This is a genomic window from Curtobacterium sp. NPDC089689, from assembly GCF_044749145.1.
Lineage (GTDB): Bacteria > Actinomycetota > Actinomycetes > Actinomycetales > Microbacteriaceae > Curtobacterium.
Window position 1 is genome coordinate 1,481,704 of the sequence record NZ_JBIVHJ010000001.1, and the last position, 21,765, is coordinate 1,503,468.

Consider the following 21,765-nt stretch of genomic DNA (forward strand, 5'->3'; position numbering starts at 1 on the left):
CATGGCTATTCGTAACTACAAGCCGACGACCCCCGGTCGTCGCGGCTCGTCGGTCGCCGACTTCGCCGAGATCACCCGTTCGACGCCGGAGAAGTCGCTGCTTCGTCCGCTGCCGAAGACCGGTGGGCGCAACAGCTCCGGCCGCATCACGACCCGTCACATCGGTGGTGGCCACAAGCGCCAGTACCGCGTGATCGACTTCCGTCGTCACGACAAGGACGGCGTCGACGCCAAGGTCGCACACATCGAGTACGACCCGAACCGCACCGCGCGCATCGCGCTCCTGCACTACGTGGACGGCACGAAGCGGTACATCATCGCGCCGAACAAGCTCAAGCAGGGCGACGTCGTCGAGCAGGGCCCGGGCGCCGACATCAAGCCCGGCAACAACCTGCCGCTGCGCAACATCCCCGTCGGTACCGTGATCCACGCGATCGAGCTCCGCCCCGGTGGCGGCGCGAAGATGGCCCGTTCCGCCGGTGCCTCGGTGCGTCTCGTCGCCAAGGACGGCCCCTACGCGCAGCTCCGCCTGCCGTCGGGCGAGGTCCGCAACGTCGACGCCCGCTGCCGCGCCACCATCGGCGAGGTCGGCAACGCCGAGCAGTCCAACATCAACTGGGGCAAGGCCGGCCGCATGCGCTGGAAGGGCGTCCGCCCGACCGTGCGTGGTGTCGCCATGAACCCGGTCGACCACCCGCACGGTGGTGGTGAGGGCAAGACCTCCGGTGGTCGTCACCCGGTCAGCCCGTGGGGTCAGGCCGAGGGCCGGACGCGCAAGCCGAACAAGCCGAGCGACAAGCTCATCGTCCGTCGCCGTAACGCCGGCAAGAAGCGCAAGTAGGAGTTCAGAAGATGCCACGCAGTCTGAAGAAGGGCCCCTTCGTCGACGAGCACCTGCTCCGCAAGGTCGTCACGCAGAACGAGGCCAACACCAAGAACGTGATCCGCACCTGGTCGCGTCGCTCGATGATCGTCCCGAACATGCTCGGGCACACGATCGCCGTGCACGACGGCCGCAAGCACATCCCGGTGTTCGTCACCGAGTCGATGGTCGGTCACAAGCTCGGCGAGTTCGCGCCGACCCGCACCTTCCGTGGTCACGTGAAGGACGACAAGAAGGGCCGTCGCCGCTAACGCGGGGACGCAGAGGAGGAACGAAATGGTGGAGTCGATCGCACGCGTGCGACACATCCGCGTCACGCCTCAGAAGGCCCGTCGCGTCATCGAGCTGATCCGCGGCAAGCAGGCCCACGAGGCGCTCGCCATCCTGAAGTTCGCGCCGCAGGCCGCTTCGGAGCCCGTGTACAAGCTGGTCGCCTCGGCGATCGCGAACGCCCGGGTGAAGGCGGACTCGACGAACAGCTTCCTCGACGAGCGCGACCTCTACGTGAGCCGCGTCTTCGTCGACGAGGGCACGACCCTGAAGCGGTTCCAGCCGCGTGCCCAGGGCCGCGCCTTCCGCATCAACAAGCGCACCAGCCACATCACGGTCGTCCTCGCGACGCCGGAAGAGGCTGAGGCCGCCGCGACGAGCAAGAAGGCGAGCAAGTAATGGGCCAGAAGGTCAACCCGTACGGCTTCCGTCTCGGGATCACGACGGACCACGTCTCGCACTGGTTCACCGACAGCACCAAGGCCGGTCAGCGCTACGCCGACTACGTGGCCGAGGACATCAAGGTGCGCGAGTACCTGAAGAAGACCCTCGACCGTGCCGGCGTCGCCCGCATCGAGCTCGAGCGCACCCGTGACCGTGTCCGCGTGGACATCCACACGGCGCGTCCGGGCATCGTCATCGGTCGTCGCGGCGCCGAGGCCGAGCGCGTCCGCGGTGAGCTCGAGAAGCTCACCAAGAAGCAGATCCAGCTCAACATCCTCGAGGTCAAGAACCCCGAGACCGAGGCCCAGCTCGTCGCGCAGGGCATCGCCGAGCAGCTCTCCGCCCGTGTCGCGTTCCGCCGCGCCATGCGCAAGGGCCTGCAGGGTGCACAGCGCGCCGGCGCCAAGGGTGTCCGCATCCAGGTGTCGGGTCGTCTCGGCGGCGCCGAGATGTCGCGCTCGGAGTTCTACCGCGAGGGCCGCGTGCCCCTGCACACGCTCCGCGCGAACATCGACTACGGCTTCTACGAGGCCCGGACCACGTTCGGCCGCATCGGCGTGAAGGTCTGGATCTACAAGGGCGACATCACGAACAAGGAGCTCGCTCGCGAGCAGGCGAACCAGCGTTCGTCGCGCCCGGAGCGTCGTGGCGGCCCCCGTGGCGAGCGCGGCGACCGTCGTGGCGGCGACCGTGGCGGCCGTCAGCAGCAGGCCCCGCAGGACGCGCCGGCCGGCGCAGGAGTTGAGGCGTAACCATGCTTATCCCCCGTCGAGTCAAGCACCGCAAGCAGCACCACCCGAAGCGTTCGGGTCAGGCGACCGGTGGCACCAAGGTCAGCTTCGGCGACTTCGGTATCCAGGCGCTCACCCCGGCGTACGTGACCAACCGGCAGATCGAGTCCGCTCGTATCGCCATGACCCGTCACATCAAGCGTGGCGGCAAGGTCTGGATCAACATCTACCCGGACCGTCCGCTCACGAAGAAGCCGGCCGAGACCCGCATGGGTTCCGGTAAGGGTTCCCCCGAGTGGTGGGTCGCCAACGTCAAGCCGGGTCGTGTGCTCTTCGAGCTCTCCGGCGTCAACGAGGACATCGCCCGCGAGGCGTTGACCCGTGCAATCCACAAGCTGCCCCTCAAGGCACGCATCATCAAGCGCGAGGAGGGCGACGCATAATGGCGATCGGTTCCAAGGAGCTCCGTCCGACTGAGCTCGACACGTTCGAGAACGAGCGGCTCGCCGACGAGCTGAAGAAGGCCAAGGAGGAGCTGTTCAACCTCCGCTTCCAGTCGGCCACCGGCCAGCTGGAGAGCCACGGCCGTCTTCGTGCCGTCAAGCGCGACATCGCCCGCATCTACACCGTCCTCCGCGAGCGCGAGCTCGGCATCCGTGCCACCCCCGCGCCCGTCGAGACCGCCCCGAAGGCCAAGAAGTCGACGAAGAAGGCTGACAAGCCCGCCGAGTCGACCGAGGCCGAGACCGCCGAGGAGAACTGATGGCGAACGAAGAGAACACCTCCGCCGCCTCGACCCGCGGCTACCGCAAGACGCGCCGCGGCTACGTGACGAGCGACAAGATGGACAAGACCATCGTGGTCGAGGTCGAGGACCGCGTGAAGCACGCGCTCTACGGCAAGATCATCCGCCGCACGTCCAAGGTGAAGGCCCACGACGAGCTCGGCACCGCTGGTGTCGGCGACCTCGTCGTGATCAGCGAGACCCGTCCCCTCAGCGCCTCCAAGCGCTGGCGCCTGGTCGAGATCCTCGAGAAGGCCAAGTAGGCCCCCGCCTGCTTCGGAACAGGAGACAACAGTGATTCAGCAGGAATCCCGCCTGAAGGTCGCCGACAACACGGGTGCCAAGGAGATCTTGACCATCCGCGTGCTCGGCGGCTCGGGCCGTCGCTACGCCGGTCTCGGTGACGTCATCGTCGCCACGGTGAAGGACGCCATCCCCGGCGGCAACGTGAAGAAGGGTGACGTCGTCAAGGCGGTCATCGTTCGCACCAAGAAGGAGACCCGTCGTCAGGACGGCTCCTACATCAAGTTCGACGAGAACGCGGCAGTGATCCTCAAGGCTGACGGCGACCCGCGCGGCACGCGCATCTTCGGTCCGGTCGGTCGTGAGCTCCGTGACAAGAAGTTCATGAAGATCATCTCGCTCGCGCCGGAGGTGCTGTAAGCCATGGCGAACATCAAGAAGGGTGACCTCGTCGAGGTCATCACGGGCGCCACGCAGGAGCGTGGCGGCGACCGCGGCAAGCAGGGCAAGGTCATCGAGGTGCTCGTTGACTCGGAGCGCGTCGTCGTCGAGGGCGTGAACTTCGTCACGAAGCACGTCCGCGTCGGCCAGACCCAGCGCGGTTCGAAGACCGGTGGCATCGAGCAGCACGAGGCTCCGATCCACGTCTCGAACGTCGCCATCGTCGACCCGAAGACCAAGAAGCCGACCCGCGTCGGCTTCCGTACCGAAGAGGTGGAGAAGGACGGCGTCAAGAAGACCGTCCGCGTCCGCTACGCCAAGAAGTCGGGTGAGAAGCTCTGATGACCGACACGACTGCCGCGCCGGCGACCAAGGTCGAGCCGCGCCTCAAGCAGAAGTACAAGAACGAGATCAAGGCTGCCCTCACCGAGCAGTTCGGGTACGCGAACGTCAACCAGGTCCCCGGCCTGGTCAAGGTCGTCGTGAACACCGGCGTCGGCGAGGCTGCTCGTGACTCGAAGATCATCGAGGGGGCCATCAAGGACCTCACGGCGATCACGGGTCAGAAGCCCCAGGTCAACATCGCTCGCAAGTCCATCGCGCAGTTCAAGCTGCGCGAGGGTCAGGCGATCGGTGCGCACGTCACCCTCCGCGGTGACCGCGCCTGGGAGTTCCTCGACCGCCTGATCTCCCTCGCCCTGCCCCGCATCCGCGACTTCCGCGGCCTCAGCGACAAGCAGTTCGACGGGAACGGCAACTACACGTTCGGTCTCACGGAGCAGTCCGTGTTCCACGAGATCGACCAGGACCGCATCGACCGCGTGCGTGGCTTCGACATCACCGTCGTGACCACCGCGAAGTCGGACGACGAGGGCCGCGCGCTGCTCAAGCAGCTCGGGTTCCCGTTCCGTTCTGCCGAGCAGACGGTCTAAGATACTTCGGGCGGTGCGGGCCGGAGGATTCACGTCCTCCGGCCCGCACGCACGAACACACAGGTCTCCGGGAGCCGCCCGGGGACCCCGATCGCTCAGGTCGGCATTCGTGGAACGGGTGTCGAAACCAGGCGAGAATGGATACGCATCATGACGATGACCGATCCGGTCGCAGACATGCTGACCAGATTGCGGAACGCGAACTCGGCGCACCACGACGCCGTCTCGCTTCCCAGCTCCAAGCTGAAGAAGAACATCGCTGAGATCCTCAAGCGCGAGGGTTACATCAGCGAGTGGAAGATCGAGGACGCCCGCGTCGGGCAGACCCTCACGATCGACCTGAAGTACGGCCCCGAGCGCGAGCGCTCGATCGCCGGCATCAAGCGCGTCTCGAAGCCGGGCCTCCGGGTCTACGCGAAGTCGACGGAGATCCCCCAGGTCCTCGGTGGCCTCGGCGTGGCGATCCTCTCGACGTCGTCCGGCCTCCTGACCGACCGCGAAGCCGAGCAGAAGGGCGTGGGTGGGGAAGTCCTCGCCTACGTGTGGTGATCGACAATGTCTCGAATCGGACGTCTTCCCATCGACATCCCCGCCGGCGTGACCGTCTCCATCGACGGCCAGAACGTGGCGGTCAAGGGCCCGAAGGGCGAGCTCGCGCTCGTCGTCGCTGAGCCCATCCAGGCCAAGGTCGAGGAGAACCAGGTCCTCGTCACCCGTCCGGACGACGAGCGCTCCTCGCGTTCGCTCCACGGCCTGACCCGCACCCTGATCGCGAACAACATCGTCGGTGTCACCCAGGGCTACTCCAAGGGCCTCGAGGTCGTCGGCACCGGTTACCGCGTGCAGGCGAAGGGCACCAGCGTCGAGTTCGCGCTGGGCTACTCCCACCCGATCACGGTCGAGGCGCCCGCGGGCATCTCGTTCGCCGTCGAGGGCAACAACAAGCTCACCGTGACCGGCATCGACAAGCAGGCCGTCGGCGAGGTGGCCGCCAACATCCGCAAGCTGCGCAAGCCCGAGCCCTACAAGGGCAAGGGTGTCCGCTACGCCGGCGAGATCGTGCGCCGCAAGGCCGGAAAGTCAGGTAAGTGATCATGGCTCTCGGTATCCGAGGAAAGAGCAAGTCGGCCGCCAAGGCGCGCCGTCACAACCGACTCCGCAAGAAGATCACCGGCACCGAGGCGCGCCCGCGTCTGGCCGTCACGCGTTCGTCGCGTCACGTGTTCGTGCAGGTCATCGACGACGCGAAGGGTCACACCCTCGCCAGCGCATCGACGATGGAGGCCGACCTCCGCTCGTTCGACGGCGACAAGACCGCCAAGGCCCGTCGCGTCGGTGAGCTCCTCGCCGAGCGCGCGAAGGCCGCCGGCGTCGAGGCCGTGGTCTTCGACCGTGGTGGCAGCAAGTACGCCGGTCGCGTCGCCGCGATCGCCGATGGCGCCCGTGAAGGAGGGCTGAACCTGTGAGCGACACCGCGAACACCACCAGCAACACCGCCAAGGAGACGACGACCGAGGCCGCGGCCACGGCCGAGCGTCCGGTCGAGACCGCCGCTGGCTCCGCGTCGAACAACCGCGACTCCGCCGACCAGCGCGGCCGTCGTGGCGGCGGGCGTGACCGTCAGCAGGGCCGCGACCGCAACAACCGCGGTGGCGACAGCCAGTTCCTCGAGCGCGTGGTGACCATCAACCGCGTCTCGAAGGTCGTCAAGGGTGGTCGTCGCTTCAGCTTCACGGCGCTCGTCGTCGTGGGTGACGGCAACGGCCTCGTGGGCGTCGGCTACGGCAAGGCCAAGGAGGTCCCGACGGCGATCTCCAAGGGCGTCGAAGAGGCGAAGAAGAACTTCTTCCGCGTCCCGCGCGTCGGCAACACCATCCCGCACCCGGTGCAGGGTGAGGCCGCTGCCGGTGTCGTGCTCCTGCGTCCGGCCGCTGCCGGTACCGGTGTCATCGCCGGTGGTCCGGTCCGCGCCGTGCTCGAGTGCGCCGGCATCCACGACGTCCTGAGCAAGTCGCTCGGCTCGTCGAACACCATCAACATCGTGCACGCGACCGTCGAGGCGCTGCAGCAGCTCGAGGAGCCCCGCGCGGTCGCAGTCCGCCGTGGCCTCGACGTCGACGCGGTCGTCCCGGCCCGTCTGCTGCGTGCCGAGGCCGCCGCAGCGCGTGCCGCGTCCGAGAAGGCAGGTGCGTGATGGCGACGCTGAAGATCACGCAGACGAAGTCCGTTATCAGCGAGAAGCAGTACCAGCGCGACACGCTCCGCAGCCTGGGTCTCAAGCGCATCGGCCAGACGGTCGAGCGTGAGGACAACTCCCAGAACCGCGGGTACGTCGCGACGGTCGCGCACCTCGTGAAGGTCGAGGAGGTCGACGCATGAGCGACGAGAAGAACGAGCGCGTGCAGGTCCTGAAGCTGCACCACCTCCGCCCGGCCACCGGTGCGAAGAAGGACCGCACCCGTGTGGGTCGCGGTGAGGGCTCGAAGGGCAAGACCGCCGGCCGCGGTACCAAGGGTCAGAAGGCTCGGTACCAGGTCAAGGTCGGCTTCGAGGGTGGGCAGATGCCGCTGCACATGCGCACCCCGAAGCTCCGCGGGTTCAAGAACCCGTTCCGTGTCGAGTACCAGGTCGTGAACCTGGACAAGATCGCGGAGCTCTACCCGAACGGTGGCGACGTCACCGTCGCGGACCTGGTCGCCAAGGGCGCCGTCCGCAAGAACGAGAAGGTCAAGGTTCTCGGTCAGGGCGACATCAACGTGAAGCTCACGGTCTCGGTCGACAAGGTCTCGGCGTCCGCCGCCGAGAAGATCGCGGCTGCTGGCGGCACCGTCTCCCAGTAACCTCCGTCGGCGGCCCGTGCGTTTGCGCACGGGCCGCCGTTACGGTTTCCTTGACAGTGGCCGACGTCCGTCGGCCTGGTCGGCCCTGCCGACCGACACCGGAACGGTCGCGTTCGACGGCCCCGGTCCCAGAAGTTCGGAGTCCTCGTGTTCAGAGCGGTCGCGCGCATCATGCGCACCCCAGACCTTCGCAAGAAGATCGGCTTCACCCTCGCGATCATCGCGCTCTTCCGCCTGGGGTCGTACATCCCCGCCCCGTTCGTCGACTACGCGTCCGTGCAGAGCTGCCTCGCCAGCGCGTCCTCGCAGCAGGGTCTCTACGACCTGATCAACCTCTTCTCCGGCGGCGCGCTGCTGAAGCTCTCCGTCTTCGCGCTCGGCATCATGCCGTACATCACGTCGTCGATCATCGTGCAGCTCCTGCGCGTGGTCATCCCGCACTTCGACGCCCTCTACAAGGAGGGCCAGTCCGGTCAGGCCAAGCTGACGCAGTACACGCGCTACCTCACCATCGCGCTCGGTGTCCTGCAGTCCACCACCCTGATCACCGTCGCCCGCTCGGGTGCCCTGTTCGGCACGAACGCGTCGGCCTCCTGCTCGTCGATCATCTCGAACGACAGCTGGTACGCGATCATGCTGATGGTCATCACCCTGACCGCCGGCACCGGCCTCATCATGTGGATGGGCGAGCTCGTCACCGAGCGCGGCATCGGCAACGGCATGTCGCTGCTCATCTTCACGTCGATCGCAGCGCAGTTCCCGTCGGCGCTCTGGGCGATCGAGCAGTCGAACGGCTTCGAGCTGTTCCTGTTCGTGATCCTCGTCGGCCTGGTCATCATGATGGCCGTCGTCTTCGTGGAGCAGTCGCAGCGGCGCATCCCGGTCCAGTACGCCAAGCGCATGGTCGGGCGTCGGACGTTCGGCGGCAACAACACCTACATCCCGATCAAGGTGAACATGGCCGGCGTCGTGCCCGTCATCTTCGCCTCGTCCCTGCTGTACCTGCCGGCCCTCGTCGCGCAGTTCAACCAGCCCTCGGACGGCTCCGCGCCGGCCGCGTGGGTGACCTGGATCCAGAGCAACCTGACCTCGGGTGACAACTGGTTCTACATGGTCCTGTACTTCCTGCTCATCGTCGGGTTCACCTACTTCTACGTCGCGATCACCTTCAACCCCGAAGAGGTCGCCGACAACATGAAGAAGTACGGCGGCTTCATCCCGGGCATCCGTGCCGGACGCCCCACCGCCGAGTACCTCGACTACGTCCTGACCCGGGTGACGTTGCCCGGTTCGCTCTACCTCGGTCTGATCGCACTCATCCCGCTGGGCGCCCTCGCGTTCTTCGGTGCGAACCAGAACTTCCCGTTCGGTGGCGCCAGCATCCTCATCATCGTGGGTGTCGGCCTCGAGACCGTGAAGCAGATCGACTCCCAGCTCCAGCAACGTCACTACGAAGGGCTTCTCCGTTGAGCGCACGTCTCATCATCGTCGGACCTCCCGGAGCCGGGAAGGGCACGCAGGCCGGCCGCATCGCCGAGGCCTTCGGTGTCCCGGCGATCTCGACAGGCGACATCTTCCGCAAGAACGTCGCCGAGGGCACTCCGCTCGGCATCGAGGCGAAGAAGCTGATGGACGCCGGCGAGTACGTGCCGGACGAGCTGACGAACGAACTCGTGAAGTCGCGGCTGGCCGAGTCGGACGCCGAGCACGGTTTCCTGCTCGACGGCTACCCCCGCACGCTGAACCAGGTCGCGTACCTCGACGCGCTGCTGACCGAGCAGGGCACCCAGCTCGACGCCGTCGTGCAGCTCGTCGCGGACCAGGACGAACTTGTCGGTCGGCTCCTCAAGCGCGCGGAGGACCAGGGCCGCAGCGACGACAACGAGGAGACGATCCGTCGTCGGCAGGAGGTCTACGTCGAGCAGACCGCCCCGATCGTCGGCGCCTACGCCGAGCGTGGGCTCGTGCTCGACGTCGACGGCCTCGGTGGCATCGACGAGGTCGGCGACCGCATCCAGTCGGCGCTCGCGTCGCGCGGGCTGACCGCGGGCGTCTGACCCGAAGTGGTCCGCTTCCGCAAGCCCTCCGTCTACAAGACGCCGGAGGAGCTCCGCGCGATGGTGCGTCCGGGGCTGCTCACGGCCCAGGCGCTCGACGCGGTACGCGCCGCGATCCGCCCCGGCATCACGACCGGTGAACTCGACGCGATCGCCGAGCGGACCATCCGCGACGGTGGTGGCGTGCCGAACTTCCAGCTCGTCCCTGGCTACCGGCACACCCTGTGCGTCTCCGTGAACGACGAGGTCGTCCACGGCATCCCGGGTGACCGGTTGGTGCAGCCCGGCGACATCGTGTCGGTGGACGCGGGTGCCGAGGTCGACGGGTGGAACGGCGACAGCGCCTTCACGATCGTCGTCCCCGGCGGCGACGCTGCGCTGTCCGAGGCGCGGCAGAAGCTCTGCGACACGACCGAACGGTCGTTGTGGCACGGGATCGCCGCCCTCGCCTCGGCGAAGCACCTCAACGAGGTCGGCGCCGCAGTCGAGGACGCGATCGAGGACACCGGCGCCTGGGGCATCGTCGAGGACTACACGGGGCACGGCATCGGACGGTCCATGCACGAGGACCCACCGGTCTTCAACTACCGGGTACGCGGCGCTGGTCCGGCGGTGAAGCCCGGCCTGGTCGTCGCGATCGAGCCGATGGTGACCGCGGGGACGATCGACAGCTCGACCGACGACGACGACTGGACGGTTCGGACGCTGGACGGTTCGGACGCCGCGCACTGGGAGCACAGCGTCGCGGTGCACGCCGACGGCATCTGGGTCACCACCGCCGCCGACGGCGGCGCTGCGGGCCTGGCCCCGCTGGGCGTGACGCCGGTCCCGATCCCGTAGGACGGGCCTCCAGGCGGTACCGCCTGTCAGCGGGTCGCGACGGTGCCGCCCGTCAGCGGGTCGCGACGAGACCGGTCTGGAGGCGCGGCTCGTCCCCGCCCCGTCGGTTCAGTTGCCGACGGAGCAGGTCTGTTCGTCGGCGTTCTGTCCGGTGATCGAGGACGGCAGCGGCGTCGCGGTGGCCGTCGGCGTCGCCGACGACGTGGCCGCCGCGGACGGCGTTCCGCCGGAGGAGGACGTCCCGCCGGAGGACGACGCTCCGCTCGAGGACGACGACGTCCCCGGCGACGCGCTGCCCGTCGATCCCGAGGAGCCGCCCGACGACTTCCCCGCACTCGACGACTCCTCGGACGCGCGTCCGGTGGTCGAGTCGGAGAGCGACGTCCGCTGATCGGTCTGCAGCGCGACGTTGAGGACGTGTGCTGCTTCCTGCGACACGATCACCCGAGCGGTGTCCGCGGGGTCGTCCACGACCGGGTACTGCACGAAGAGCATGTTCGACGTGCTCATGCCTCGGAGGGTGGTGGCGAGACCGACGAGGCTCCGGGCCTTCGCGAGGCCGTCGGAGAGCGTCATGTTCTGCAGGGCCGCCGTCGCGAGGCGGTAGAGCGTGACCGGGTCGGACAGGGTGTCGCCCGAGGTGATCTTCCGGAGCAGCGCCGAGAGGAACACCTGCTGCGAGCTGATGCGGGCGAGGTCGCTGCCGTCACCGACGCCGTGGCGGGTGCGGAGGAACGCGAGCGCGTCGGAGCCCTGGAGCGTGTGCTCGCCGGCCGTGAGGTGCAGCCCGGTGTAGGTGTCGTTGATCGGCTGGGCCACGCAGACGTCGACGCCGCCGAGCGCGTTGGACATCGAGATGACGCCGTCGAAGGTGATGAGTCCGGCGTAGGGGATGCGGAGTCCGGTGAGGTTCTCCACGGTGTCGACGACGCAGGAGACCCCGCCGTTGCCGAGTGCGGTGTTGAACTGCGCCGAGGTCGATGCCGGGTACGTCGTCCCGGTGGCGGGGTTGCTGCACGCCGGGATCGGCACCATGAGGTCGCGCGGGAAGCTCACGGCGGTCAACTGCTGGTGGTCCTGCGAGATGTGCACGAGGATCGTGACGTCGTTCCGGGCGCCCTGCACGTCCTCGTCCGAGTCGAACTGGCCGACGCGGGTGTCGCTGCCGATGAGCAGGATGTTCGCGCCACCGGGCATCGCGGTGATGTCGGCGGTGTCCGCGACCTGCTGGTCGTCCTTGCTGAGCGCGACGGTCTTCGGCTTCGTGGCGAGTGTCCCACCGGCGATCGCGGCGACGCTGGTGCCGCTGACGAGGGCGACCGCCAGGACGGAGGCGACGATGCCGAGGGCCGACGCCCAGGCGCGACGACGGGGCAGGCGTCCGTGGCGGGCCAGGGGGCCGCGGGTCTTCGGCACGGTTCTCTCCGTTCGGTGGGCTGCCGTGACACGGTACGGCCGGTGCACTCGAGACGGCCCAGAACGGGCCAGGCAACCACTGTGGAACGTTCAGGCTCGGTCCGGGAAGCCCCAGGTCGAGGGGCCGGGGCCGCGCGCACTTGGCAATCCGGCGTCGAACACGTAGGATCGATCTTTGGTGTGTCATGCCCTCCGGGCGTGGCGCCCGACCCGCAGACCGGCTCGGGGATCACACCGGTAATCCAACCAAGCGACAGTGAGGCTATGGCCAAGAAAGACGGCGTCATCGAGATCGAGGGCTCGGTGCTCGAAGCTCTGCCCAACGCGATGTTCCGCGTTGAGCTGACCAACGGACACAAGGTCCTCGCGCACATCTCCGGGAAGATGCGCCAGCACTACATCCGCATCCTCCCCGAGGACCGCGTGATCGTGGAGCTGAGCCCGTACGACCTGACCCGCGGCCGGATCGTCTACCGCTACAAGTGATCCGCGAGCTGGAAAGGAACGGCCCGGCGAACCCGCCGAGCACGAAGCCAGCGAGCACGAGGAACCAACCATGAAGGTCAACCCCAGCGTCAAGCCCATCTGCGAGCACTGCCGAGTGATCCGCCGGAAGGGTCGCGTCATGGTGATCTGCAAGAGCAACCCGCGCCACAAGCAGCGCCAGGGCTGAGCTCCCAGCAGGACCCACAACTCAACACCGAACACGCAGTACCAGAACCCGCGGCTCCGGCAGCGGGGGACACCTCGGGGCGGAGGCCCGGGCACCGGTACTGCGCCACACCTCCACCAACCACAGGAGCAGCCAGCACATGGCACGTCTAGCAGGCGTCGACATCCCGCGCGAGAAGCGCGTGGAGATCGCACTCACGTACATCTACGGCGTCGGCCGTACCCGGTCCGTCCAGGCCCTGGCCGAGACCGGCATCTCCGGCGACATCCGCGTCAAGGACCTCACCGACGACCAGCTCGTCGCCCTCCGCGACTACATCGAGGGCAACTTCAAGGTGGAGGGTGACCTCCGCCGCGAGGTCGCCGCCGACATCCGCCGCAAGGTCGAGATCGGTAGCTACGAGGGTCTCCGCCACCGTCGTGGTCTCCCGGTGCGCGGTCAGCGCACCAAGACCAACGCGCGTACCCGCAAGGGACCGAAGCGCACCGTGGCAGGCAAGAAGAAGGCCCGATAGGAGATCATCATGGCTACCCCCAAGACTGCCGCGCGCAAGCCGCGTCGCAAGGAGAAGAAGAACGTCGCCGTGGGCCAGGCCCACATCAAGAGCACGTTCAACAACACGATCGTCAGCATCACCGACCCGTCGGGTGCCGTCCTCAGCTGGGCGTCCTCGGGTGCCGTCGGCTTCAAGGGTTCGCGCAAGTCGACGCCGTTCGCGGCGCAGCTCGCCGCCGAGTCCGCCGCGCGTCAGGCGCAGGAGCACGGCGTCAAGAAGGTCGACGTCTTCGTGAAGGGTCCGGGTTCGGGCCGCGAGACCGCGATCCGTTCCCTCCAGGCCGCCGGCCTCGAGGTCGGTTCGATCAACGACGTCACGCCGCAGGCGCACAACGGGTGCCGCCCGCCGAAGCGTCGCCGCGTCTGACGCGAGGAGCAACCGGCCGTTCCCCGCTCGTTCCCTGACCGGGGCGAGCGGGGCCGGCCATTCCTGGTCGTTCGATCGCGCACGACGAGCCGTTCGCGGCCGTCGGTGCGCGTGATCACAACTCAACAGACCCGTCGGGGCCCGGTCGGCCCCGTCGTACCGCCGAGTGTCATATAGCGGACACTCCGCCGAAAGGAATCCCACAGTGCTCATTGCACAGCGCCCCACCCTGACCGAGGAGTCGATCTCCGAGCACCGCTCGCGCTTCGTCATCGAGCCGCTCGAGCCGGGCTTCGGTTACACCCTCGGCAACTCGCTGCGCCGCACGCTCCTCTCCTCGATCCCCGGCGCGGCCGTCACCAGCATCCGCATCGACGGCGTCCTCCACGAGTTCAGCACCGTGCCCGGTGTCAAGGAAGACGTCACCGAGATCATCCTCAACATCAAGAGCCTCGTCGTCTCCAGCGAGCACGACGAGCCGATCACCGCGTACCTGCGCAAGCAGGGTGCCGGTCAGGTCACCGCGGCGGACATCTCCGCCCCGGCCGGCGTCGAGATCCACAACCCGGACCTCGTCATCGCGACCCTGAACGACACCGCGCGGTTCGAGCTCGAGCTCACGATCGAGCGTGGCCGCGGCTACGTGTCGGCGACGCAGAACCGCTCGGAGTTCTCCGAGGCCGGTCAGATCCCGATCGACTCGATCTACTCGCCGGTCCTCAAGGTCACCTACCGCGTCGAGGCGACGCGTGCCGGTGAGCGCACGGACTTCGACCGCCTGGTCGTCGACGTCGAGACGAAGCCGGCGATCTCGCCGCGCGACGCCATCGCCTCGGCCGGCCGCACCCTGGTCGAGCTGTTCGGTCTCGCCCGCGAGCTGAACACGGCGGCCGAGGGCATCGAGATCGGCCCCGCGCCGGTCGACGCGGTGCTCTCGAACGAGCTGCAGACCCCCATCGAGGACCTCGACCTGTCGGTCCGCAGCTACAACTGCCTCAAGCGGGAGGGCATCAACACGGTGTCCGAGCTCGTCGCCCTCTCGGAGACGCAGCTCATGAACATCCGCAACTTCGGTCAGAAGTCGGTGGACGAGGTCAAGGACAAGCTCACCGAGCTCGGCCTGTCCCTCAAGGACACCGTCCCCGGATTCGACGGCGCCCACTTCTACAGCGGGTACGACGAGGACGAGTCCAGCAACTGACCTCGCGCGCGAGCGCACGCGTGCTGAGTCAGCACGCACCACCATCACCACTGGAGAACTGACATGCCGAAGCCCACCAAGGGCCCCCGCCTCGGTGGCGGTCCCGCCCACGAGCGCCTGCTCCTGAGCAACCTCGCCAACGCCCTCTTCACGCACGGCCGCATCACCACGACCGAGACGAAGGCCAAGCGCCTCCGCCCGGTCGCCGAGCGGCTCATCACGTTCGCGAAGCGCGGCGACCTGCACGCCCGTCGTCGCGTTATCAGCATCCTGCGCGACAAGTCCGTCGTGCACACGCTGTTCACCGAGATCGCCCCGCAGGTCGAGGACCGTCAGGGCGGCTACACCCGCATCACGAAGCTCGGTTTCCGCAAGGGCGACAACGCTCCCCTCGCGTCGATCGAGCTCGTCCTCGAGCCGGTGTCGGGCAAGCCCGCCCCGGTGAAGCGCGACGCGGCTCCGGCCGCCGCCGCCCCGGTCGAGGAGCCGGCCGCTGACGAGACCACCGAAGAGGGCCCGGTCGAGGCGACCGAGACCACCGAGGAGTCCGCGCCGGTCGAGGCCGAGGCCGAGACCGAGACCGAAGCCGCCGCCGAGGTCGAGGACGACGCTGCCGCCAAGGCGGACGACACGAAGGCCGACGACGCCAAGTAGTCACCAGCACCACACGAGGAAGCCCCCGCGACGCACGTCGCGGGGGCTTCCTCGTGTCCGGCCTCCTCGCGCCCGGTCCCCTCGTGTCCGGTGCCGGGCAGCGGGTCGGGACGCGACCGCGCGACGGACGGGAGGCGCGGTGCCGGCCCGCCACGGGCCTCCCGGCCGTCGCCGCGCACGACGGACCGGACGGCCACGGCTCACAGGCGCACCCACGTAACCTCACCGACGCCATGGCACGAGCAGAACGCATCACCGGCGCCGGACGGCGCATCTGGCGCTGGAGCCGCGACTCCGGCACCCAGCCGCGCCTGCTGCTCGCCGCGAAGGCGGCCCTGGCCGCGACCATCGCGTGGGTCCTCGCCAAGTACGCCCCGGGCGTCGCCGCCGAGTACCCCTACTACGCGCCGCTCGGCGCGATCGTCGCCATGCGGACGACCGTGTTCGCCGGCATCCGTTCGGGCGTGCAGACGCTCGTGGGCATCACGCTCGGGATCGTCATCGCCTGGGTGACCATGCTCGTCGGCGACCCCGGCGTGATCGCGGTCGCCCTCGTGGTCGGCATCGGTGTCCTCGTGAGCGGGTTCCGGATCCTCGGCGAGGGGTACTCCTGGGTGCCGATGGCCGCGCTCTTCGTGCTGCTCGTGGGCGGCGGCAACGCGGAGGGCTACTCGTTCGCGTACATCGTGCAGATGGCCATCGGGATCACGATCGGCCTCGCCGTGAACTTCGCGGTGTTCCCGCCGCTGCACTTCTGGGACGCGGAGCGCCGCATCGACCAGGTGAACGCGGTGCTCGCGCAGCAGCTCGACGACCTGGCGGACGTGCTCGTGGACGGTGAGCCCGACACCGCCGCGTGGGACCGGCAGCAGGAGCGGCTCGACAAGGCCATCGCGGACGTGCGGGACCGGGTCGCCACCGCACAGGAGAGCCGGCGGATGAACCCGCGTGGTGCGCTCCGTGGTTCCCGGGCGCGCCTGCAGTCGGACGGTGCCCGGTTCCGTGCGGTCGAACGTGCTGCCTGGTACACGACGGACCTCACCGAGCTCGTCGCGCGCTCGGGTCCGGTCGCCGACAACATCGGACGCCCCGACCCCGCGTTCGCCGAGCCGTTCGCTGCCGCGTTGCGCCAGGTGGCGTGCGTGGTCCGCGGCGACTGCCCGGCCGAGGAGGGGGACGAGGCCGTGGTGACCCTCGAGGCGGCGCTCGACGCGAGCCGCTCGAACCCGTCGCAGGTGACGGTCACGGCGAGTGCCATCGTGGCGCTGCGCGGGGTGATCGAGTCGGAGAAGCGGGCCACGGAGGACGTCGACACCCAGACCGGACCGTTCGGGAAGAAGCAGACCGGGCGGTGAGCGGGTCGCTCCGTAGACTCGCGGGGTGACCGTGCGTCCCCGACTCGCCGTCCTCGGACCCGTGCAGGTCGAGGGGCCGTCCGGCGAGCCGACCGCGGTCACGGGAGCACTCGCCCGGTCGTTCCTGACCGCCCTGGTCCTCGCGCCGGGGCTGTCCCTGTCGACCGGCTCGCTGATCGACGACCTGTGGCCGGACGACCGTCCGCGCGACGCGCGCGCCGCCCTCCAGACGATGGTGTCCCGCCTGCGCCGCAGCGCCGCCGAGGGATTCGTCCGGTCCACCGCCACCGGGTACGCACTCGGGTGCGAGCCGGACGACGTCGACCTGCTCCGAGCGGAGCGGGCTGCTGCCGCGTCGGACGTCGACGTCCTGCGGTCCGCGCTCGCGCTCTGGCGCGGGACGCCGGGCGAGGACGTCGACGGCGACCTCGGCGACGCGCTGGGTGAGCGTGCGGCCGCTGCCCACCGCGCGCTCCAGCGGTCCCTCGGCAGCGCCCTGCTCGACGCCGAGCGGGCCGACGAAGCCGCCGAGGTGTGGTCCGCCGAGGCCGACGCCAACCCGTTCGACGAGGTCGCCGTCGCCGGGGCCATGCGGGCCCTCGACGCAGCCGGACGCACGGCCGAGGCCGTGGCCGTCTTCGCGTCCCACCGGGACCGGCTCGCCGAGGGACTCGGCGCCGACCCCTCCGGCGACCTCGTCCGCCTGAACGCGGACCTGCTGCGCCGGTCCGCGGCACGCACCGGGCAGGCTCGACGCGTCGGACTGCGCGCCGCGCCCAACACGCTGGTCGGACGGGAGGCCGACCTCGCCGCCGTCACGGACCTCCTGTCCCGCAACCGGCTGGTCACGGTCCTCGGCGCGGGCGGGCTCGGCAAGACCCGGCTCGCGCAGGCGGTCGCGGCCGACCTGCCGACGGACACCGCGGTCGTGATCGTGGAACTCGCGCCGCTCGCGGTGGCCGAGGACCTCGTGCCTGCCCTCGGAGCGGTGCTCGGGATCGCCGAGGTGCGGTCGGCGAGGTCCCTGCGCGACACCGTGGTGACGGACCTCTGGGCACGCGTCGTCCGGTCGCTCACCGACGGTCCCACCGTCCTCGTGCTGGACAACTGCGAACACCTCATCGGACCGGTCGCCGCGCTCACCGCCGAGCTGCTCGCCGCGGCTCCGGAACTCCGGGTGCTCGCCACGTCGCGTGCGCCCCTCGCGATCGCGAGCGAGGCCGTGGCACCGCTCGCGCCCCTGCCGGTCGAGGCCGACGGCGCCGCGGTCCGGCTGTTCACCGAGCGCGCCCGTGCAGCACGGCCCGGCGCGGTGCTCCCCGTCGACGCCGTCCGGCGCATCTGCACGCGGCTGGACGGTTCGCCGCTCGCCATCGAGCTCGCCGCTGCCCGGATCCGTGGCATGGCCGTCGAGGAGATCGAGCGCCGGCTCGACGACCGGTTCGCCCTGCTGCGCGGCGGGGACCGGAGCGCCCCCGAGCGGCACCGCACCCTGCTCGCGGTCATCGAGTGGAGCTGGCGGCTGCTCGGGTCCGGGGCACGCGACCTCCTCCCGCGACTGGCACTGTTCCCGGACGGTCTCACGGTCGACGCGGTGGAGGCGGTCGCCGCCGGTACCGGTCCCGCCGAGCAGCCGCGCGAGGTCCTCGACGTCCTCGACGACCTCGCCGAACTCGTCGAGCAGTCGCTCGTGCAGCTCGTCGAGCACGAGGACGGCCCCGTCCGGTACCGCCTGCTCGAGACCGTCCGGGAGTTCGGTGCCGCTCGCCTCGCCGAACGCGGCAGCACCGCGGCGGTCCGGCGGGCGATGGTCGACTGGGGGCGGGCGTTCAGCGCCGACCGCAACCTGTTCACGATCACCGGGGCGGACCAGCTCGAACGGTTCCACGAGGTGCGTCGTGAGGCCGACAACCTCGTCCTGCTGCTGCGCTGGGCACTCCGCGACGAGGACGCACCGTCGGCCGCGCAGCTCTTCGCCGCGCTCGGTGCCCACTGGACGCTGCGTGGGACCCAGGGCGAGATCACCTCGGTCGCACCGGACCTCGTCGCGGTCCTGCGCTCCCGACCGCCCGGACCGACGGACCGCGCCGCCGCGCACGTCTCCCTCGTCGTCGCGGGCGCTGCGTCGGCCTTCGACGACCGCCGGACCACCGCGTGGGCGATGTCCGCGCTCCGGCGGTGGCGGCGGACGGCGACGACCGGACAGCCCGTGGTGGACGCGGTCGCCGCGCTGTTCCTGACCCTGGGCCGTCCGGACGAGGGCACGGCGCTCCTCGACCGGCTCCGCGACGACGCGGACGACGGCGTCGCGTGCATCGCGAACCTGCTGAGCGCGCCGCTCGCGGAGAACGGCGGGGAGCCGGCGGCGGCACTCCGGTACGCCGAGCAGGCACGGGTGCTCGCCGACCGGACCGAGGACGCCTGGACGACCGGGACGTCCGCGGTCACGATGACCCAGCTCCTGGCGCAGACCGGCCGCTACGAGGAGGCCCTCGCGACGGCCGAGCGCGCGCGCGAGCGTCTGGAGCGCTTCGCCGCCGACGACGACCTGTACGAGATCGGCTGGTCCGTCGGCCTGTGCTCCGCAGCGACCGGCGACGTGGACCGGGCACGGGCGGTGGCCCGGGAGCTCCAGCACCGACCCGCCGGCGGCCGCGGGCCCGAGGCGGACGGCTCACAGGTCGCGGTGATCGCCCTCGCCATCGAGGCCGAGTGCCGACGGGCGGAGGGCGACCTCGTCGCGGCGGCCGAGCAGTACACCGCGGCGTGGGAGGTCGCCTCCGAGCGTCGTGGGCCCGCGCCGAACTGGCGGCTCATGGCCGGAGCCGCCCGCATCGCCGCGGTCGACGAGAGCGCGGGCGGTCTCGACGGGCTCCGGCCGGCCGAGCGGGCGGTCGCGCGACGGATGCGGAACGCGACACTCGCCCTGCTCCGGGTCCGGCCGTGGTGGACCGACCTGCCCGTGGTCGGGACGACCCTCGCCGGACTGGCGCTCGCCGCCGCCCGCGAGGGATCCCTCGACGCGGCTGCGCGGTGCTGGGCACTCGCCGTGCGCTTCGGCACGCGGCAGGACTTCGCGGTGCTCTCGCACGAGCGGCTCCGGCCCGTGATCGCCGCGGCGGTCGGCGCCGACGTGCTCCGCGACGCCGAGACGGCCTCGACCCGGTGGGACCGGGACGAGGCCGTGGCGGCGACGCGCGCGGTGCTCGAGGACCTGCGGGCGGGGGCTCAGGCCTTCCGCATGTAGGTCCGCACGGTGAGTGGGGCGAAGACCGCGACGACGACCGCCGCGCCGAGCAGGCTGATCCAGAGGTCACCCGTCACCGCGCCGTGGTTCACGAGTTCACGGACCGCCGTGATGAGGTGCGAGATCGGGTTGACCTCGGTGAACCAGCGCAGCCAGCTCGGCAGGGTGTCGACGGGGACGAACGCGTTGGACAGGAACGTCAGCGGGAACAGCACGAGGTTCGCGATGCCGGAGACACTCGACGCCGTGCGCGCGACCACGCCGAAGTACGCGAAGATCCAGCTGATCGCCCACGCGACGACGATCACGAGGAGCCCGGCGAGCACGACGGCCGCAGGACCGCCCTCGGGCCGCAGCCCCATGATGATCCCGACCGTGAAGGTGATCGTGGTCGCGATGGCGTACCGGACGGTGTCGGCGAGCAGGGCTCCCGCGAGGGGTGCGATGCGCGCGATCGGGAGCGACTTGAAGCGGTCGAACACCCCCTTGTCCATGTCCTCGCGGAGCTGGACGCCGGTGACGATCGACGACGTGATGTTGGTCTGCACGAGGATGCCGGGGATGATCACGGGCAGGTAGCTGCCGATGTCGCCGGAGATCGCGCCGCCGAAGATGTACGTGAACATCACGGTGAAGACGATCGGCATGAGCGTGACGTCGAAGAGCTGCTCGGGCGTCCGGCGGATCTTCACGAGTCCGCGGTAGGCCATCGTGAACGACTGTCGGACGGTCGCGGCGAGTCCGGTGCTGCCGACGCCGGCGCGCGGCGTGACGCGGGGCGTCGAGGTCGGGGTGGGGGCGATGGTGGTCATGCGATGCTCCCTTCGAGCTCGCGGTCGGCACCGTCGGTCGCGTCGGCGTCCGTCGGTCTGCCGGTGATGGTCAGGAAGACCTCGTCGAGGGTCGGCTTCTGCACGCTCATCTCGGCGAGGGAGATGCCCGACTCGCGGAACGACACGAGCAGGTCGGTCACCCGGTCAGGGTCGGTCATCGGTGCGGTCAGTCGGGAGCCCTCGGGGCTCGCGACCGCGTCGACGCCGAGCGTGGTGCGCACGATCGTCCGCGCCGCGTCCAGCCGGAGCCCGTCGGTCAGCCGGAGCTGCAGCGACGAGGTGCCGATCGAGGCCTTGAGCTCGTCACCCGTGCCCTCGGCGACGACGCGGCCGTGGTCGATGACGGCGATGCGGTCGGCGAGCTGGTCGGCCTCGTCGAGGTACTGCGTGGTGAGGAGCACCGTCGACCCGGTCGCGACGAGCTCCCGGATGGTGTCCCACATCTGCGCCCGGGTCCGCGGGTCCAGCCCGGTGGTGGGTTCGTCGAGGAAGATGAGCGGCGGCTGCGCGATCAGGCTCGCCGCGAGGTCGAGCCGACGACGCATGCCGCCCGAGAACGCCTTGAGCGGTCGGGACGCCGCCTCGGTCAGGCCGAAGCGGTCGAGCAGCTCGGACGACTTCGCCTTCGCGTCGCGACGGGAGAGCCCGAGCAGCCGCGAGAAGATGACGAGGTTCTCGGTCGCGCTGAGCGTCTCGTCGACGCTCGCGTACTGTCCGGTCACGCCGATGAGCGAGCGGACCGTCTGGGCCTCACGCCGGACGTCGTGCCCGAACACGCGGGCCTCGCCGGCGTCCGCCGCGAGCAGGGTCGCCAGCATCGAGATCGTGGTCGTCTTGCCGGCGCCGTTCGGGCCGAGCACGCCGTACACCGTGCCGGCCTCCACGCGGAGGTCGACACCGTCCACGGCGCGGTTCGTCCCGAAGGTCTTCACGAGGCCGGATGCCTCCACCGCGAGGGGTGTCGTGGTCATCGCAGGTTCCTTTCGTCGATGTCGGGGT

The 21,765-nt window shown here is 69.7% G+C and carries 30 protein-coding genes; 27 read left to right on the plus strand and 3 right to left on the minus strand.

Annotation, left to right across the window (positions count from 1 at the left end):
- Position 1 precedes the first annotated feature (1 nt).
- The 19 genes from rplB (at position 2) to map (ending at position 10,465) form a co-directional block, all read left to right on the plus strand.
- Positions 2-841 (plus strand): 50S ribosomal protein L2, encoded by an 840-nt coding sequence (gene rplB, locus ACIPYW_RS07205; RefSeq protein WP_022903282.1) that lies wholly within the window; start codon positions 2-4, stop codon positions 839-841.
- An 11-nt stretch (positions 842-852) separates the two neighbouring features.
- Complete coding sequence (gene rpsS, locus ACIPYW_RS07210) at positions 853-1,134, plus strand: 30S ribosomal protein S19 (protein WP_017885529.1); 282 nt, start codon at positions 853-855, stop codon at positions 1,132-1,134.
- Positions 1,135-1,159: 25 nt separating this feature from the next.
- Positions 1,160-1,552 (plus strand): 50S ribosomal protein L22, encoded by a 393-nt coding sequence (gene rplV, locus ACIPYW_RS07215; protein ID WP_058725380.1) that lies wholly within the window; start codon positions 1,160-1,162, stop codon positions 1,550-1,552.
- Complete coding sequence (rpsC, locus tag ACIPYW_RS07220) at positions 1,552-2,349, plus strand: 30S ribosomal protein S3 (protein ID WP_022903280.1); 798 nt, start codon at positions 1,552-1,554, stop codon at positions 2,347-2,349. Before rplV ends, rpsC begins: the two co-directional genes overlap by 1 nt.
- Positions 2,350-2,351: 2 nt before the next feature.
- Positions 2,352-2,771, plus strand: a complete 420-nt coding sequence (rplP, locus tag ACIPYW_RS07225) for a 50S ribosomal protein L16 (RefSeq protein WP_022903279.1) — start codon at positions 2,352-2,354, stop codon at positions 2,769-2,771.
- On the plus strand, positions 2,771-3,091 hold the full coding sequence (gene rpmC, locus ACIPYW_RS07230) for a 50S ribosomal protein L29 (RefSeq protein ID WP_290133577.1): 321 nt from the start codon (positions 2,771-2,773) through the stop codon (positions 3,089-3,091). Before rplP ends, rpmC begins: the two co-directional genes overlap by 1 nt.
- Positions 3,091-3,375, plus strand: coding sequence for a 30S ribosomal protein S17 (gene rpsQ / locus ACIPYW_RS07235; protein WP_022903277.1), 285 nt, complete (start codon positions 3,091-3,093; stop codon positions 3,373-3,375). The genes rpmC and rpsQ overlap by 1 nt, the downstream gene beginning before the upstream one ends.
- Positions 3,376-3,406: 31 nt before the next feature.
- On the plus strand, positions 3,407-3,775 hold the full coding sequence (gene rplN, locus ACIPYW_RS07240) for a 50S ribosomal protein L14 (protein ID WP_017885523.1): 369 nt from the start codon (positions 3,407-3,409) through the stop codon (positions 3,773-3,775).
- A 3-nt stretch (positions 3,776-3,778) separates the two neighbouring features.
- Positions 3,779-4,138 (plus strand): 50S ribosomal protein L24, encoded by a 360-nt coding sequence (gene rplX / locus ACIPYW_RS07245; RefSeq protein ID WP_058725382.1) that lies wholly within the window; start codon positions 3,779-3,781, stop codon positions 4,136-4,138.
- Positions 4,138-4,728 (plus strand): 50S ribosomal protein L5, encoded by a 591-nt coding sequence (rplE, locus tag ACIPYW_RS07250; protein WP_058725383.1) that lies wholly within the window; start codon positions 4,138-4,140, stop codon positions 4,726-4,728. Before rplX ends, rplE begins: the two co-directional genes overlap by 1 nt.
- A gap of 150 nt (positions 4,729-4,878) precedes the next feature.
- On the plus strand, positions 4,879-5,277 hold the full coding sequence (gene rpsH, locus ACIPYW_RS07255; RefSeq protein WP_058725384.1) for a 30S ribosomal protein S8: 399 nt from the start codon (positions 4,879-4,881) through the stop codon (positions 5,275-5,277).
- 6 nt (positions 5,278-5,283) lie between these two features.
- The gene (rplF, locus tag ACIPYW_RS07260) at positions 5,284-5,820 is read left to right on the plus strand and encodes a 50S ribosomal protein L6 (RefSeq protein WP_058725385.1); all 537 of its coding nucleotides are present in this window, start codon (positions 5,284-5,286) and stop codon (positions 5,818-5,820) included.
- Between the two features lie 2 nt (positions 5,821-5,822).
- Positions 5,823-6,194: a 50S ribosomal protein L18 gene (rplR, locus tag ACIPYW_RS07265; RefSeq protein WP_058725386.1), complete on the plus strand. Its 372-nt coding sequence runs from the start codon at positions 5,823-5,825 to the stop codon at positions 6,192-6,194.
- The gene (gene rpsE / locus ACIPYW_RS07270) at positions 6,191-6,922 is read left to right on the plus strand and encodes a 30S ribosomal protein S5 (protein WP_058725387.1); all 732 of its coding nucleotides are present in this window, start codon (positions 6,191-6,193) and stop codon (positions 6,920-6,922) included. The genes rplR and rpsE overlap by 4 nt, the downstream gene beginning before the upstream one ends.
- Positions 6,922-7,107, plus strand: a complete 186-nt coding sequence (gene rpmD, locus ACIPYW_RS07275; RefSeq protein ID WP_083513518.1) for a 50S ribosomal protein L30 — start codon at positions 6,922-6,924, stop codon at positions 7,105-7,107. Before rpsE ends, rpmD begins: the two co-directional genes overlap by 1 nt.
- Positions 7,104-7,568, plus strand: a complete 465-nt coding sequence (rplO, locus tag ACIPYW_RS07280) for a 50S ribosomal protein L15 (protein ID WP_031273239.1) — start codon at positions 7,104-7,106, stop codon at positions 7,566-7,568. Before rpmD ends, rplO begins: the two co-directional genes overlap by 4 nt.
- Positions 7,569-7,715: 147 nt before the next feature.
- A complete protein-coding gene (gene secY, locus ACIPYW_RS07285) occupies positions 7,716-9,038 on the plus strand; it encodes a preprotein translocase subunit SecY (RefSeq protein ID WP_290133578.1) in 1,323 nt (440 codons plus the stop codon).
- Positions 9,035-9,625 (plus strand): adenylate kinase, encoded by a 591-nt coding sequence (locus ACIPYW_RS07290; protein WP_400412200.1) that lies wholly within the window; start codon positions 9,035-9,037, stop codon positions 9,623-9,625. Before secY ends, ACIPYW_RS07290 begins: the two co-directional genes overlap by 4 nt.
- A gap of 6 nt (positions 9,626-9,631) precedes the next feature.
- Complete coding sequence (gene map, locus ACIPYW_RS07295; RefSeq protein WP_400412203.1) at positions 9,632-10,465, plus strand: type I methionyl aminopeptidase; 834 nt, start codon at positions 9,632-9,634, stop codon at positions 10,463-10,465.
- Positions 10,466-10,573: 108 nt separating this feature from the next.
- Here the strand turns inward: map and ACIPYW_RS07300 are convergent, their stop codons facing one another.
- Complete coding sequence (locus ACIPYW_RS07300; protein WP_400412206.1) at positions 10,574-11,881, minus strand: LCP family protein; 1,308 nt, start codon at positions 11,879-11,881, stop codon at positions 10,574-10,576.
- A gap of 264 nt (positions 11,882-12,145) precedes the next feature.
- On the opposite strand from ACIPYW_RS07300, the gene infA reads away from it, so the two are divergent.
- The 8 genes from infA to ACIPYW_RS07340 all read left to right on the plus strand — a co-directional run bounded on the left by infA (position 12,146) and on the right by ACIPYW_RS07340 (position 19,933).
- On the plus strand, positions 12,146-12,367 hold the full coding sequence (gene infA / locus ACIPYW_RS07305; RefSeq protein WP_017885509.1) for a translation initiation factor IF-1: 222 nt from the start codon (positions 12,146-12,148) through the stop codon (positions 12,365-12,367).
- A 70-nt stretch (positions 12,368-12,437) separates the two neighbouring features.
- Entirely contained in the window at positions 12,438-12,554 is a 117-nt protein-coding gene (gene rpmJ / locus ACIPYW_RS07310) for a 50S ribosomal protein L36 (protein WP_022903266.1), read from the plus strand.
- 139 nt (positions 12,555-12,693) lie between these two features.
- Entirely contained in the window at positions 12,694-13,068 is a 375-nt protein-coding gene (gene rpsM, locus ACIPYW_RS07315) for a 30S ribosomal protein S13 (protein ID WP_058725393.1), read from the plus strand.
- A gap of 9 nt (positions 13,069-13,077) precedes the next feature.
- Entirely contained in the window at positions 13,078-13,476 is a 399-nt protein-coding gene (rpsK, locus tag ACIPYW_RS07320) for a 30S ribosomal protein S11 (RefSeq protein WP_017885507.1), read from the plus strand.
- Positions 13,477-13,681: 205 nt separating this feature from the next.
- Complete coding sequence (locus ACIPYW_RS07325; protein WP_400412208.1) at positions 13,682-14,677, plus strand: DNA-directed RNA polymerase subunit alpha; 996 nt, start codon at positions 13,682-13,684, stop codon at positions 14,675-14,677.
- A 63-nt stretch (positions 14,678-14,740) separates the two neighbouring features.
- Positions 14,741-15,331, plus strand: a complete 591-nt coding sequence (rplQ, locus tag ACIPYW_RS07330) for a 50S ribosomal protein L17 (RefSeq protein WP_400412211.1) — start codon at positions 14,741-14,743, stop codon at positions 15,329-15,331.
- A 233-nt stretch (positions 15,332-15,564) separates the two neighbouring features.
- On the plus strand, positions 15,565-16,686 hold the full coding sequence (locus tag ACIPYW_RS07335; protein ID WP_400412213.1) for an aromatic acid exporter family protein: 1,122 nt from the start codon (positions 15,565-15,567) through the stop codon (positions 16,684-16,686).
- Between the two features lie 25 nt (positions 16,687-16,711).
- A complete protein-coding gene (locus ACIPYW_RS07340; RefSeq protein WP_400412216.1) occupies positions 16,712-19,933 on the plus strand; it encodes a BTAD domain-containing putative transcriptional regulator in 3,222 nt (1,073 codons plus the stop codon).
- Here the strand turns inward: ACIPYW_RS07340 and ACIPYW_RS07345 are convergent.
- Positions 19,915-20,745, minus strand: a complete 831-nt coding sequence (locus ACIPYW_RS07345; RefSeq protein WP_400412218.1) for an ABC transporter permease — start codon at positions 20,743-20,745, stop codon at positions 19,915-19,917. The two genes, ACIPYW_RS07340 and ACIPYW_RS07345, sit on opposite strands and share 19 nt — an antisense overlap.
- Positions 20,742-21,737 (minus strand): ATP-binding cassette domain-containing protein, encoded by a 996-nt coding sequence (locus ACIPYW_RS07350; protein WP_400412221.1) that lies wholly within the window; start codon positions 21,735-21,737, stop codon positions 20,742-20,744. Before ACIPYW_RS07350 ends, ACIPYW_RS07345 begins: the two co-directional genes overlap by 4 nt.
- Positions 21,738-21,765 lie beyond the last annotated feature (28 nt).